This is a genomic window from Streptomyces pyxinicus (genome assembly GCF_024753135.1).
Classification (GTDB): Bacteria; Actinomycetota; Actinomycetes; order Streptomycetales; family Streptomycetaceae; genus Streptomyces; species Streptomyces pyxinicus.
Genome location: NZ_JANUGP010000040.1, coordinates 1 through 13793, shown reverse-complemented (window position 1 = coordinate 13793; position 13793 = coordinate 1). Strand labels below are relative to the sequence as shown.

Genomic DNA, 13793 nt, shown 5'->3' with positions numbered 1-13793 from the left:
GCAAATCCACGCGAACGCCAGCAGGTTCATACCCACGCAGCGGTAGTGATCATAACTATCCGTACTCGCGCATCGCTCGGCGCACGGCCGCACAAGGGGGCGCATGGCCAATATGGTCGGGGTATGACGACCGAGGCTGACTCCTTCCCCCGTCGGCACGCCCGGACCCAGCGGTTCACGCTCGGCGCCCCGCGTGCGTTCGCCGTGGCGCCCGACGGTTCGCGCGTCGCTTTCCTGCGCGCGGGCTCCGGCACGGACCGGGCCAACTCCCTGTGGGTGCTGGACCTGCCGGACGGTGCCGAGCGCCGCGCGGCCGACCCGGGCGCCCTGCTGCGTGGCGCCGCCGAGGAGCTGTCGCCCGCGGAGCGGGCCCGCCGCGAGCGCAGCCGCGAGGGCGGTGCCGGCATCGTCGGCTACGCCACCGACGCCGCGCTGGAACTCGCTTCTTTCACCTTGTCAGGGCGGCTTTTCACGGCCGGGCTCGGTGATGGCGCGACGCGTGAACTGAAGGTCCCCGGACCGGTGATCGACCCCCGTCCGGCGCCCGACGGCCGGCATGTCGCGTACGTCGCGGGGGGTGCCCTGCGGGTGGTGGGCGCCGACGGCACGGGCGACCGGGCGCTCGCGGAGCCGGAGTCGGAGCAGGTGACCTACGGGCTCGCGGAGTTCGTCGCGGCCGAGGAGATGGCCCGCTCGCGGGGCTTTTGGTGGGCCCCGGACTCCACCCGGCTGCTGGTCGCCCGGGTGGACGAGACGCCGGTGCGGCGGTGGTGGACCGCGGACCCGGCCAACCCCGGGCGTGAGCCAACTAACGTCGGGTACCCGGCCGCGGGCACCCCTAACGCGGACGTACGGCTCTTCGTGCTCGGCCTGGACGGGGAGCGCACGGAGGTCGCATGGGACCGGGGCCGGTATCCCTATCTGGCGCGTGTGCACTGGTCAGAGGCGGGTGCACCGCTGATCCTGGTGCAGGCGCGGGACCAGCGCGGCCAGCTCTACCTGGCGGTGGACCCGGACACCGGGGCGACGCGGATGGTGCACGCGGACGAAGATCCAACATGGCTGGAACTTTTCCCTGGCGTGCCCTGCTGGAGCCCCTCGGGACAGCTCGTGCGGATCGCGGACGAGGGCGGCGCCCGGGTCCTGGCGGTCGGTGAACGCCCCTTGACCAGTGCCCAGTTGCACATCCGTGCGGTTCTGGACGTGAGTGCGGCGGACGTACTGGTTTCCGCCTCGGCCGGCACGGCGGCCGAGGCGGCCGAGATTGGCGAAGTCCATGTGTACCGGGTGAACGAACTGGGCTGGGAGCGCGTGTCCCGGGAACCCGGTGTGCACACGGCGGTGCGGGCCGGCGGCGTGACCGTCCTGGTGTCCGCGACCCTGGACAGGCCGGGCGCCCGTGTCCAGGTGCTGCGTGACGGAAACCCGGCGGTCACTGTCCCGTCGTACGCCGAAGACCCCGGAATGTCCCCCCGGGTCACGCTGACCGAGGGGGGCGCACGCCGAATTCCGTGCGCCGTGCTTATGCCACGGGACTACCACGGTGACACTCCCCTGCCGGTTCTGCTCGACCCCTACGGCGGTCCGCACGGCCAGCGGGTCGTCGCCGCGCACCACGCCCATCTGACCTCGCAATGGTTCGCCGACCAGGGCTTCGCGGTGGTCGTCGCCGACGGCCGGGGCACCCCGGGCCGCTCGCCGGCCTGGGAGAAGGAGATCCGGGACGACGTGGCGGCCGTGGTGCTCCAGGACCAGGTGGACGCGCTGCACGCGCTCGCCGAGCGCTTTCCGCTGGACCTGTCCCGGGTGGCGATCCGGGGCTGGTCCTTCGGCGGCTACCTCGCGGGGCTCGCAGCCCTGCGCCGCCCGGACGTCTTCCACGCGGCGGTGGTCGGCGCGCCCGTCACCGACCTGCGGCTGTACGACACCCACTACCAGGAGCGCTATCTCGGGCTGCCGGACGAGCAGCCGGAGGTGTACCGCCGCAACTCCCTGATCGACGACGCCGGTCTGGTCGACGCGGCGCTGCCGCACCGCCCGATGATGGTCATCCACGGACTGGCGGACGACAACGTGGTCGTCGCCCACTCGCTGCGGCTGTCCTCCGCGCTGCTGGCCGCCGGCCGCCCGCACGAGGTGCTGCCGCTGTCCGGGGTGACCCATATGACCCCGCAGGAGACGGTCGCCGAGAACCTGCTGCTGCTCCAGGTGGAGTTCCTCCGGCGGTCCCTCGGCCTCCCGGGAACCCCCGCCTGAACTGCGTTAACGCACCGGCAACTTGACGGAAGCGGCACCGATATACGGACGCGGGAGGCTGCTTCGCGTACGGCCGTGCGGGTGCCGTGAACGGGCCGGGGTGCGCCATGTCACCCCGGCCCGTTGCCCGTCAGGGGCGGGCCTGTTCGGGCGGGACCACCTGCCGGGGCTCGGCGAAGTGGCAGGCCGAGTCGTGCGCGGCCGGGCCGCCCGCCTCCCGCAGTCCGGCAGGCACGGCCAGCAGCGGGACCTCCCGGGCGCACCGCTCCCGCGCCTTCCAGCAGCGGGTCCGGAACCGGCAGCCGGAGGGGATGTCCGCCGGGGAGGGCACGTCACCGCTGAGGATGATCCGCTCGCGGTCCTCGCGGGCCGCCGGGTCGGGTACCGGGACGGCCGACAGCAGGGCCTGGGTGTAGGGGTGCGTGGGATGGTCGTAGATCTCGGCGTCCCGTCCGGTCTCCACGATCCGGCCCAGGTACATGACCCCGACCCGGTCCGAGATGTGCCGGACGATCGACAGGTCGTGCGCGATGAAGACGTAGGAGAGGTCGAACTCCGTCTGGAGCCGGTCCAGCAGATTGATCACCTGGGCCTGCACCGAGACGTCGAGCGCCGAGACCGGCTCGTCGGCGACGATGACCTCCGGGCGCAGCGCCAGCCCCCGGGCGATGCCGATGCGCTGGCGCTGGCCGCCGGAGAACTGGTGCGGATAGCGGTTGGCGAACGCGGGGTCGAGCCCGACGACGTCCAGCAGTTCCCGCACCCGCTGGCGCCGGTCCCCCTTGGGCGCGGCCTCGGGATGGATCTCGTACGGCTCCCCGATGATGTCGCCGACCGTCATCCGGGGGTTGAGGGAGGTGTAGGGGTCCTGGAACACCATCTGGATGTTGCGCCGTACGGCCTTCAGGGCGCGGCCGGACAGCCGGGTGATGTCCTCGCCCTTGAAGCGGATGGCGCCGGCCGTGGGGCGTTCCAGGTTGCAGAGCAGCTTCGCGACCGTCGACTTGCCGCAGCCGGACTCCCCCACCAGGCCGAGGGTCTCGCCGCGGCCGAGGGTGAAGTCGACGCCGTCGACCGCCCTGACCGCGCCGATCTGCTTGTGGAACACGATGCCCCGGGTCAGCGGGTAGTGCTTGACCAGGCCGTCGGCCTCCAGGATCGGCTCAGCGCTCGTCGCCACGCAGGCACTCCCTCCAGAAGTGGCAGGCGCTGCCCCGGCCGTCGGCCACCGCGTGCAGCGGGGGCACGTCGGTGCGGCAGACGTCGCGGGCCATCGGGCAGCGCGGGTGGAAGGCGCAGCCGGGCGGGACCGCGGCGAGGTCGGGCGGCAGGCCCTTGATCGCGTACAGCTCCCGACCCTTGTGGTCCAGGCGCGGGATGGAGTCGAGCAGGCCCCGGGTGTAGGGGTGGGCCGGTGCCTTGTAGATGTCGTGCACGGGGGCGGACTCGACGATCCGGCCCGCGTACATCACCGCGATCCGGTCGGCGACGTCGGCGACCACACCCAGGTCGTGCGTGATGAGGATGAGCCCCATCCGGTACTCGCGCCGCAGCTCCGCGAGCAGGTCCATGACCTGGGCCTGCACGGTGACGTCCAGGGCGGTGGTGGGTTCGTCGGCGATGATGAGGGCCGGTTCCAGGGCCAGCGCCATGGCGATCATGATGCGCTGGCGCATGCCGCCGGAGAACTGGTGCGGATAGTCCCGCACCCGCTGGGCGGCGGCCGGGATGCGCACCCGGTCCATCAGCTCCACGGCCCGGACCCGCGCCTCCTTCTTCGACATCCCCCGGTGCACGGTGAACATCTCGCCGAGCTGGTCGCCCACCGGGAGCACGGGGTTGAGGGCGGACAGCGCGTCCTGGAAGATCATCGCCAGGCCGGCCCCGCGGACCTTGCGCCGCTCCTCCTCCTTGAGAGTGAGCAGGTCCCGCCCCTGGAAGAGGACCTGCCCGCCGGTGATCCGCCCCGGCGGCGTGTCCAGGATGCCCATGACGGCCTGCGCGGTCACCGACTTGCCCGAGCCGGACTCGCCGAGCACGGCGAGCGTCTCCCCCGCGTCCACCGCGTAACTGACCCCGTTGACGGCGTGGGCGACGCCGTCCCGGGTCCGGAACTCCACCCGCAGGTCCCGTACGTCGAGCAGCACGCCGCTCACCTCAGCTTCGGGTCGAGGGCGTCGCGGACCGCGTCGCCGAGCATGATGAACGCCAGGACCGTGACGGCCAGGGCGCCCGAGGGCCAGAGCAGGGCGTGCGGGGCGTTGCGGATGTAGGGGGAGGCGGCGGAGATGTCGATGCCCCAGGAGACGCTGGGCGGTTTGAGGCCGACGCCCAGGTAGGACAGGGTGGCCTCCAGGGCGATGTAGGTGCCGAGGGCGATGGTGGCGACGACGATGACCGGGGCCACGGCGTTCGGGGCGATGTGCCGCAGCAGGATGCGGGAGTCGGAGGCGCCGAGGGCGCGGGCGGCCTGCACGTAGTCGTGGTGCTTGGCGGTGATGACCGAGCCGCGGGCGATCCGGGAGAGCTGCGGCCAGCCGAGCAGCACCATGAACCCGATGACCGGCCAGACGGTGTTGCTGGTCACCACGGAGAGCAGCACGAGTCCGCCGAGGACGACCGGGATGGCGAAGAAGACGTCGGTGAGCCGGGACAGGACGGAGTCCCAGACACCGCCGAAGTAGCCCGCGAGCGCGCCCAGGACGGAGCCGAACAGGGCCACCCCGAGCGTGGCGCACACGCCGACCGTGACGGACGTACGGGCGCCGTAGACGGTGCGCGTGTAGACGTTGCAGCCCTGTCCGTCGTACCCGAAGGGCGCGCCCGGGCCCGAGCCGTCCTGGGCCTTGGCCAGGTCGCAGCTGAGCGGGCTGCCGGACGCGATCGCCGAGGGCCACAGGGAGACGAAGACCAGGAAGAGGATGACCAGGGCGGAGGCCAGGAAGACCGGGTTGCGGCGCAGGTCCCGCCAGGCGTCGGACCACAGCGAACGCGCCTTGTCCCGGGGCCCGGTGCCGTCGGGGCCGCCCGGGGCCTTCTCCAGGCCGGCCGCCTCGCTCGCGCCGAGGTCCATCGCGCCGCCCATGCCGGTGCCGGCGATGGCGCGCTCGGGTTCGTACGGCGGCTGCTCAGGCATAGCGGATCCTGGGGTCGAGTACGGCGTACAGGAGGTCGACCAGGAGGTTGGCGACCAGGAAGACCAGCACGAGCACGGTCACGAAGCCGACGACCGTCTGGGTGTTCTGCCGCAGGATGCCCTGGTAGAGCTGGTAGCCGACGCCGTGGATGTTGAAGATCCGCTCGGTGACGATCGCGCCGCCCATCAGCGCGCCGATGTCGGTGCCGATGAAGGTGACGACGGGGATCAGCGAGTTGCGCAGCAGGTGCCGGGTGACGACCCGGCGGTGCGGCAGGCCCTTGGCCACGGCCGTGCGGACGTAGTCGGAGCGCCGGTTCTCGGCGATGGAGGTCCGGGTCAGCCGGGTGACGTAGGCGAGGGAGACGGAGGCGAGGACCAGGCCGGGGACGATCAGCTCGTCGAAACTCCCGGTGCGTACCGAGGGTCTGATCCAGCCCCACCTGATGCCGAGCAGCAGTTGCAGCAGCAGGCCGGTGACGAAGGTGGGCACGGAGATGACGACCAGGGTGGCGAGCAGCACCCCGGTGTCGACGGGCCGGCCGCGCCGCAGGCCGGTCAGCACGCCGAGCGTGATGCCGATGACGATCTCGAAGAGGACGGCCACGATGGTCAGCCGGATGGTGACCGGGAAGGCGGAGCCCATCAGCTCGGTGACGGGCTGGCCGTTGAACGCCGTACCGAAGTCTCCGGTGAAGACGTTCCCCATGTAGGTCAGGTACTGCTGCCATAGGGGCTTGTCGAGGCCGAACTCCTTCTTCAGCTGGGCGGCGGTGGCCGGGTCGCAGGCCCGCTCCCCGCACAGGCCGGCGACGGGGTCGCCCATCACGTTCACCATCAGGAAGATCAGCAGGGTCGCCCCGACGAAGACCGGGATCATCTGGAGCAGCCGGCGCACGACGTAGCGGCCCACGGCGGCTCAGCCGACCTTGATCTCGTTGTAGACGGGCACGCTGAACGGGTTCAGCGCCACGTGCGACAGCCGGTCGGAGTAGCCGGCGCTGCCGTTCTGGTACCAGAGCGGGATGGCGGCCATGGCGTCGCGCACGGCCTCCTCGGCCTTCTGGAAGGCGGTGACGGCCTTGGCGGTGTCGGTCTCGGCGTTGGCCTGGTTCACGAGCCGGTCGAAGCTCTTGTCCGACCACTGGCCGTCGTTGGAGGAGGCGCCGGTGTAGTACAGCGGCTGGAGGAAGTTCTGGATGAGCGGGTAGTCCATCTGCCAGCCCGCCCGGAAGGGGCCGCTCATCCGGTGCTGTCCGATCTGGTTGCGGAAGTCGGCGAAGGTGCCGACCGGGTTGCCGACGCAGGCCTTGTCGTCGCCGAGGGCGTTGTTGATGGAGTTGCACACGGCGTCCACCCACTCCTTGTGCGAGCCCGTGTCCGCGTTGTAGGTGATCTTGACCTGCCCACCGGGAATCCCGCCGCCCTCCTTCACCAGCTCCTTCGCCCGGCGGGGGTCGTAATCGCAGGCGCTGCCGCACAGCCCGGCCTTGAAGCCGCCGTCCGCGCCGAGCACCGGTGAGGTCCAGTCGGTGGCCGGGGTGCGGGTGCCGCGGAAGATGGTCCGGGTGATCTGCGCGCGGTTGATCGCCATGGACAGCCCGGTGCGGACCTTCGCCGAGCCCGGCTTGTTCCAGGCCTTGTCGTAGTAGGGGAAGGCGAGGGTCTGGATGATGCCGGCGGGGGTGTTGATGTACCGGTCGCCGAGGTCGCCCTCGACGTTCTTCAGCTGGGCGGCCGGGACGTCGTCGACGAGGTCGAGGTTGCCGGCGAGCAGGTCGGTGTACGCCGTGTTGCTGTCGGTGTAGACCATGAGGGTCACGCCCTCGTTGCGGGCCTTGTCGGGGCCCGGGTAGCCGTCCCATCGCTTCAGGTACATCTGGGCGCCCTTGGTGTAGGACGCGATGGCGTACGGCCCGTTGCCGACGGGCTTGTCCAGCCAGGCCGCGTGGTCGGTGAAGAAGAGGCGGGGCAGCGGGGCGAACGCGGCGTAGCCGAGGGTGTCGGGGAACCCGGAGAACTTCTGGTTCAGCCGGACGGTGAAGGTGTGGTCGTCCACGAGCCGGAGCCCGGAGAGGGTGTCGGCGCGCTGTGTCCCGCTGTCGGGGTGCGTCTTGTCATAGCCGTCGATGTAGCCGAAGAAGTACGCGTTCTTCTGGTGGTGCTTCAGGCTCGCCCCGTAGTTCCAGGCGTCCACGAAGGACCGCGCGGTGACCCGCTCCCCGTTGGAGAACCGCCAGCCGTCCTTGACCTTGATGGTGAAGTTCCGCGAGTCGGTGGTCTCGATGGACTCCGCGAGCCAGTTCCGCGCCTCGCCGGTCCTCGGGTCGTACTTCTTCAGCCCCCGGAAGACCATGTCGAGCACCTTGCCGCCCTGCACCTCGTTGGTGTTGGCCGGCTCCAGCGGGTTCTGCGGGTCCCCCCAGGAGGAGCTGACCACGGCACCGCCGTTACCGGCGGAGGAGCCGCAGGCGGTGGGGAGGAGCGCCAGCGCCGCCGCGGCGGCGGACCAACGCACGGGCGTCATTCCCCGCATGGCGTGCCTCCTTTGCGTCCGCGACCCCCGGCCGCCAATATCGCCTTATACCGGGCATATTGCACGACTGTCGGCTTTACGCGGAGTCTTTGGGAGGGCAGGTCACCTGATTGCAGTCACCGTCGAGCGGGTACGGGACGATCTTGAGCGGGACGCGCAATAGATCTTCGCGCAACGATGCCGAAACGTTGGAATCCGACGTTCCGATGTACGCATTTCGACACTCCACCGTCCGCATATCGAACCTCCTGCCCGTTTCGCGCAGTTGGTCCGATGTGAAGCACGGATTGATTACGAGGCGCTACCCGCGTAGCTACGGATTGGTCAAGGAAGAGTAAAGAAGGTAAAGACGCAACCAAGGCGACCGAGAATTTATTGACCTTGAATGAATTGCGTTGAAAAAGTCCGGCGTAGCCCGTAGGGGAGCGCCCTGCGGAGTCATCAGACCCTCCCTTGGGCCAGGAGCACCATGACCGTCCCAACTCCATCCGCTGCCGCCTCACTCGAGGTGCTCGGCGACCCCGTCGAGAAGCCGACCACTTCCGGCGGCCCGAAGGGCAACGAGAGCCGCTCTCCGGGGCGGCTCGCCTGGACCCGCTTCAAGCGGGACAAGACGGGCGTCATCTCCGCGTACATCGTGATCTTCTTCTTCGTGATCGCGATAGCCGCACCCCTCATAGCCAAGCTGTACGGCAAAAACCCGTACACCACCTACGCGAGTGACCGCCCGGATCTGCTGGACGCCTTCTCGTACCCTGCGGGGCCGAACGGCGGCATGAGCTCGGAGTTCTGGTTCGGCATCGAGCCGCAGCTCGGCCGGGACGTCTTCACGTTCCTGCTGTACGGCATCAGGACCTCACTGGGCATCGCCGTCGCCGCCACCCTGCTCACCACCCTTCTCGGCGTGGTCATCGGCATCACAGCAGGCTACTTGGGCGGTCGGACGGACTACCTCGTCGGCCGGGTCATCGACATCCTGCTGTCGTTCCCGTCCACGCTGTTCTTCATCGCCTTCATGCCGGTCGTCTACGGACTGTTCGTCGCCGACGACGACAACATCCCCACCTCGCTGCGGGCGGCTTCTCTCATTCTCGTCCTGTCCGCCTTCGGCTGGGCCTCCATCGCCCGCCTGCTGCGTGGCCAAGTGCTCGGACTGCGCGAGCGGGAGTTCGTCGAGGCCGCCAAGGTCACGGGTGCGTCACCGGCACGCATCGTCTTCAAGGAACTGCTGCCCAACCTCTGGACGCCGATCATCATCCAGTCCACGCTGATGCTTCCCGCATACGTGACCGCGGAGGCCGGCCTGGCATTCCTCGGCGTCGGCATCATCGACCCGACCCCCGACTGGGGCGTGATGATCCAGCGCGGAGCCCAGTTCTACTCCCAGGACATCACCTTCATGCTCTTTCCGGGACTGTCCATGGTGATCTTCGTCCTCGCCTTCAACCTCCTCGGCGACTCCGTGCGCGACGCGCTGGACCCCAAGTCCAAGCGCTAGCAATCCCGTTCCACCCGGCCCGGTTCGATGACGTCCGGCTGGTTCCGACCGTCCGAATTGACCCTTACAGGCAGGCTCAGCATGTCTTTTTCCCGTAGAAACTTCCTGATCGCCACTGGTGTGGTCGCCGCCTCGACGACCGTGCTGAGCGCCTGCAGCAGCAGCGACAAGGGCGGATCGGGCAACGGTGTCCCGTCCGTCGGCGACGCCAAGACGGTGAACATCCCGGTCGGCACCAAGGCCGACTCGGCGGGCCCGGCCCCCGAGGTGCAAGGCGCGGTCAAGGGCGGCACGCTCTACTCGCTCGACCAGTTCGACATGGACCACCTGGACCCGGCGCAGATCTACGTGTCGACCGAAGGCGCCATCACGGTTCCGATCATGCGTGGTCTGACCGGCTACAAGATCGACGAGAAGGGCGGCTGCACTCTCGTCGGTGACGCGGCCACCGACGCGGGCACCATGAAGGACGGCGGCAAGACCTGGTCCTTCACCATCAAGGACGGCATCAAGTGGGAGGACGGCTCCGAGCTCTCCCTCGACGACGTCCGGCACACCTACGAGCGCCTCTTCGCCTCGTTCGTGACCGAGGGCCCGCGCTACGTCCAGCAGTGGCTGGTCGGCGGTGACAAGTACAAGGGCCCCTACAGCGGCAAGGAACTCGACTCCATCGAGATCTCCGGCCGGACGATCACCTTCCGTCTGACCGAGCCTCGCACCGACTTCAACTACACGCTCGCCATGCGCGGCTACTCCCTGGTGCCGAAGAAGCACGACACCAAGGAGAAGTACGACAAGCGCCCGTTCTCCTGCGGCCCGTACAAGATCGAGAGCCGCAGCATCGGCAAGTCGATGACCTACGTGCGCAACGAGCACTGGGACCCGAAGACCGACGCGATCCGCAACGCTTACCCGGACAAGTACGTCTTCCAGTTCGGTTTCCAGCCGATCGCCTCGACGGACCGCTTCATCGCGGACCGCGGCAACGACCAGTACGCGATGACGATCTTCAACGAGGTCGCCGCCGAGCGCATCGCCCAGGTACTCACCAACGCCAAGCTCAAGCAGCGCGTTCTCACCCAGGTCGACACGGTCACCTACTACTGGCCGATCAACACGACCCGCATCAAGGACGTCAAGGTCCGTCAGGCGATCAACTGGGCCTGGCCGCACCAGCAGTTGCAGACCATCCGCGGCGGCAAGGCCACCAGTGAGCTGGCCACCACCATCCTCAGCCCGGTCACTCCCGGCTACAAGAAGTTCGACCTGTACGGCCTGGACAAGAAGCCGGGCGGCGACCCGGCCAAGGCCAAGGCGCTGCTGAAGGAGGCGGGCAAGATCGGCCAGAAGCTGGTCATCGCCTACCAGCAGTCCGACAACGCCGTGAAGCAGGCCGTCCAGATCAAGAACGCGCTGGAGGCTGCCGGCTTCCAGGTCGTCAACAAGCAGATCGACAAGTCGACCTTCTACACGCAGATCGGCAAGATCGACAACGACTACGACCTGTTCGCCGCAGGCTGGAGCCCGGACTGGCCGAACGGCTACTCGGTCTTCTACCCCTGCTGGAGCGGTAAGAACATCGGCGACGGCCGCAGCAACTACGCTCAGCTGAACGACCCGAGCGTCAACAAGGCGATCGACGCCGCCGCCAAGATTGCCGATGTGGAGGCCGCCAACAAGGCCTGGGGCGACGTCGACCGTCAGATCATGGAGCTGGCGCCGGTGGTCCCGGACTACCACTCCATTCGCAACTGGATGCACGGTTCGAAGGTCGGCAACGTCGTGTACGACGCCGGCAACACCTGCATCGCCCTCTGCAAGCTGTACGCGAAGAAGTAAGCGCGATCGTTCCAGGGGGGCGGCCATGACCTGGCCGCCCCTCCGGCCCCCCTCTCACCCCCGGCGACGGCGCCCCGTCCGGAAAGTCACGCCCCATGCTCCGCTTCCTTGTCCGCCGAGTCATCGGCGCCCTGGTGATCCTCCTGATCATCAGCGCCGTCACCTTCTGGCTCTTCTACGCCATCCCGCGTGACCCCGCCCAGATGTCCTGCGGCAAGAACTGCACGCCCGACATGCTCGCGCAGGTCCGGCACAACCTGGGAATCGACCATCCGGTTCCGGTCCAGTACTGGTACTGGGTCAAGGGCATCTTCGTCGGACGCAGCTATGGCGACTTCGGCAACTGCAATGCTCCCTGCCTCGGCTACTCGTTCGCCAACCGTGAGCCCGTGCTCGGCACGATCATGGACCGTCTCCCGACGACCCTCTCACTGGCGTTTGGTTCGGCGATCGTCTTCCTGATTCTCGGTGTCGGTGCCGGCATGATCGCCGCCGTCAAGCAGGGCAAGTGGCAGGACAAGCTGGCCAGCTCCGCCTCGCTGCTCGGCTCCTCGCTGCAGATCTACTTCGTCGGCTACATCGCCATGTACTTCCTCGTCGCGAAGCTCGACATCCTCGACAACCCGTCGTACACGCCCATTACCGAGGATCCCGGCGCATGGGCCTCGGGCCTGCTGCTGCCCTGGCTGGTGCTCGCGATCATCTTCACAGCGAACTACACCCGTATGTCCCGCTCCCAGCTGGTCGAACAGCTCAGCGAGGATTACGTGCGCACCGCCCGCGCCAAGGGCCTGTCCTCGCGCAACGTGTTCTTCCGGTTCGCCTGGCGCGGTGCGATGGGCCCCATCGTCACAGTCTTCGGCATCGACCTGGGTACGCTGATCGGTGGCGCCATCATCACGGAGTACACCTTCAGCCTCCAGGGCGTCGGCCGGCTCGCGGTGGACGCCGTGGACAAGAGCGACCTGCCCATGGTGCTGGGCGTGACCCTGCTGTCCGCCGGCGCGATCGTGCTTTTCAACATCGTCGTGGACGCCGTCTACGCTCTCATCGACCCGCGGATCCGGCTCGCCTGACCTCCGCCCCGCCGCCCCCATCCCCCGCCCCACCTGGCGACCTCGCATCACCCCCAGGAGCGTCCCCGTGACGAGCACCGATCAGCAGCCGTTCCTCTCCATCAGGGACCTCAAGGTCCACTTCTCCACCGAGGACGGCATCGTCAAGGCCGTCGACGGACTGAGCTTCGACCTTGCGAAGGGCCAGACGCTGGGCATCGTCGGCGAGTCCGGGTCCGGCAAGTCGGTCACCAACCTGACGATCCTGGGTCTGCACGACCGTGACCGCACCGCGATCGACGGCGAGATCCTTCTCGACGGCCAAGAACTCCTCAACGCCTCAGAGAAGGAGCTGGAGCGGCTGCGCGGCAACAAGATGTCCATGATCTTCCAGGACGCGCTGGCCTCGCTCTCGCCGTACCACACCATCGGTACGCAGATCGGTGAGACCTACCGGAAGCACACGGGCGTCTCCAAGGCGGAGGCCCGCAAACGGGCCATCGAGATGCTGCGCCGGGTGGGCATCCCGCAGCCGGACATGCGAGTGGACGACTACCCGCACCAGTTCTCCGGCGGTATGCGCCAGCGCGCGATGATCGCCATGGCCCTGGTCTGCGACCCCGAGCTGCTGATCGCCGACGAGCCGACGACCGCGCTCGACGTGACGGTCCAGGCCCAGATCATGGACCTGCTCAAGGATCTCCAGCAGGAGTTCGGCACCGCCATCATCTTCATCACCCACGACCTCGGCGTCATCGCCGACATCGCGGACGACGTGCTGGTGATGTACGGCGGCCGGTGCGTGGAGCGCGGGACGAAGAGGGAAGTGCTGACCTCGCCTCAGCACCCCTACACGCTCGGTCTACTCAATTCCATGCCCGACCTGCACGGTCCGGTGGACGTCGAGCTGTCGCCGATTCCGGGTTCGCCGCCCTCGCTCCTCAACCCGCCGAGCGGTTGCCGCTTCCACCCTCGCTGCGCCTTCGCCGACAAGGTCGCCGGCAACCTGTGCTCCACGGAGCGCCCGATGCTGGAGATCGTCGCGGGCCGCGGTTCCGCCTGCCACCTCACCGCGGACCAAAAGCGGGAACTCTTCGCCCACTACGCCGAGCTCCAGCGGCACTGACGGACACGAGACGGGACTTCACCACCATGAGCAACACCACCCCCCTCCTGGACGTCTCCGGGCTGACCAAGCACTTCCCGATCAAGGGCGGCTTCCCGATCCGCCGTACCGTGGGCGCCGTGCAGGCCGTGGACGGCCTGGACTTCCAGGTCTCCGAGGGTGAGAGCCTGGGCCTCGTGGGCGAGTCGGGCTGCGGCAAGTCGACCACCGGCCGGCTGATCACCCGGCTGATGGAGCCGACCAGCGGCACGATCACCTACCAGGGCAAGGACATCACGCACGCGGGCCGCAAGGGGCTGGCGCCCGTCCGGTCCGAGATCCAGATGATCTTCCAGGACCCGTACGCC

At 68.6% G+C, this 13793-nt stretch carries 11 protein-coding genes; 6 read left to right on the top strand and 5 right to left on the bottom strand.

The features are described 5' to 3' along the window. Positions 1-123: 123 nt before the first annotated feature. Positions 124-2256, top strand: coding sequence for a S9 family peptidase (locus NX794_RS32530; protein ID WP_258783263.1), 2133 nt, complete (start codon positions 124-126; stop codon positions 2254-2256). 130 nt (positions 2257-2386) lie between these two features. Here the strand turns inward: NX794_RS32530 and NX794_RS32525 are convergent, their stop codons facing one another. Genes NX794_RS32525 through NX794_RS32505 form a run of 5 tightly spaced genes read right to left on the bottom strand, consistent with a single transcriptional unit; the run spans position 2387 to position 7928 of the window. Further along, a complete protein-coding gene (locus tag NX794_RS32525) occupies positions 2387-3436 on the bottom strand; it encodes an ABC transporter ATP-binding protein (RefSeq protein ID WP_309506052.1) in 1050 nt (349 codons plus the stop codon). After that, positions 3420-4403, bottom strand: a complete 984-nt coding sequence (locus NX794_RS32520) for an ABC transporter ATP-binding protein (RefSeq protein ID WP_258783262.1) — start codon at positions 4401-4403, stop codon at positions 3420-3422. Before NX794_RS32520 ends, NX794_RS32525 begins: the two co-directional genes overlap by 17 nt. 5 nt (positions 4404-4408) lie before the next feature. Further along, positions 4409-5392: an ABC transporter permease gene (locus tag NX794_RS32515; RefSeq protein ID WP_258783261.1), complete on the bottom strand. Its 984-nt coding sequence runs from the start codon at positions 5390-5392 to the stop codon at positions 4409-4411. Continuing rightward, positions 5385-6305 (bottom strand): ABC transporter permease, encoded by a 921-nt coding sequence (locus NX794_RS32510; RefSeq protein ID WP_258783260.1) that lies wholly within the window; start codon positions 6303-6305, stop codon positions 5385-5387. The genes NX794_RS32515 and NX794_RS32510 overlap by 8 nt, the downstream gene beginning before the upstream one ends. 6 nt (positions 6306-6311) lie before the next feature. Beyond that, complete coding sequence (locus NX794_RS32505; RefSeq protein ID WP_258783259.1) at positions 6312-7928, bottom strand: peptide ABC transporter substrate-binding protein; 1617 nt, start codon at positions 7926-7928, stop codon at positions 6312-6314. A 469-nt stretch (positions 7929-8397) separates the two neighbouring features. Here NX794_RS32505 and NX794_RS32500 point away from each other — a divergent pair, with 469 nt between their 5' ends. From NX794_RS32500 to NX794_RS32480, 5 genes are all read left to right on the top strand, one after another. After that, on the top strand, positions 8398-9426 hold the full coding sequence (locus tag NX794_RS32500; protein WP_258783258.1) for an ABC transporter permease: 1029 nt from the start codon (positions 8398-8400) through the stop codon (positions 9424-9426). Between the two features lie 81 nt (positions 9427-9507). Then, entirely contained in the window at positions 9508-11265 is a 1758-nt protein-coding gene (locus tag NX794_RS32495) for an ABC transporter substrate-binding protein (protein ID WP_258783257.1), read from the top strand. A 95-nt stretch (positions 11266-11360) separates the two neighbouring features. Further along, positions 11361-12341 (top strand): ABC transporter permease, encoded by a 981-nt coding sequence (locus tag NX794_RS32490; protein WP_258783256.1) that lies wholly within the window; start codon positions 11361-11363, stop codon positions 12339-12341. 67 nt (positions 12342-12408) lie between these two features. Further along, positions 12409-13446, top strand: a complete 1038-nt coding sequence (locus NX794_RS32485; protein WP_258783255.1) for an ABC transporter ATP-binding protein — start codon at positions 12409-12411, stop codon at positions 13444-13446. 26 nt (positions 13447-13472) lie between these two features. Next, positions 13473-13793, top strand: a 321-nt coding sequence (locus tag NX794_RS32480; RefSeq protein WP_258783254.1) for an ATP-binding cassette domain-containing protein, incomplete at its 3' end; no start/stop codon positions are given.

Bases quoted from the DNA above. Each gene is read 5' to 3' on its own strand.
- NX794_RS32530 (WP_258783263.1), top strand. From the start codon at position 124: ATGACGACCGAGGCTGACTCCTTCCCCCGTCGGCACGCCCGGACCCAG.
- NX794_RS32515 (WP_258783261.1), bottom strand. From the start codon at position 5,392: ATGCCTGAGCAGCCGCCGTACGAACCCGAGCGCGCCATCGCCGGCACC.
- NX794_RS32505 (WP_258783259.1), bottom strand. From the start codon at position 7,928: ATGCGGGGAATGACGCCCGTGCGTTGGTCCGCCGCCGCGGCGGCGCTG.
- NX794_RS32500 (WP_258783258.1), top strand. From the start codon at position 8,398: ATGACCGTCCCAACTCCATCCGCTGCCGCCTCACTCGAGGTGCTCGGC.
- NX794_RS32495 (WP_258783257.1), top strand. From the start codon at position 9,508: ATGTCTTTTTCCCGTAGAAACTTCCTGATCGCCACTGGTGTGGTCGCC.
- NX794_RS32490 (WP_258783256.1), top strand. From the start codon at position 11,361: ATGCTCCGCTTCCTTGTCCGCCGAGTCATCGGCGCCCTGGTGATCCTC.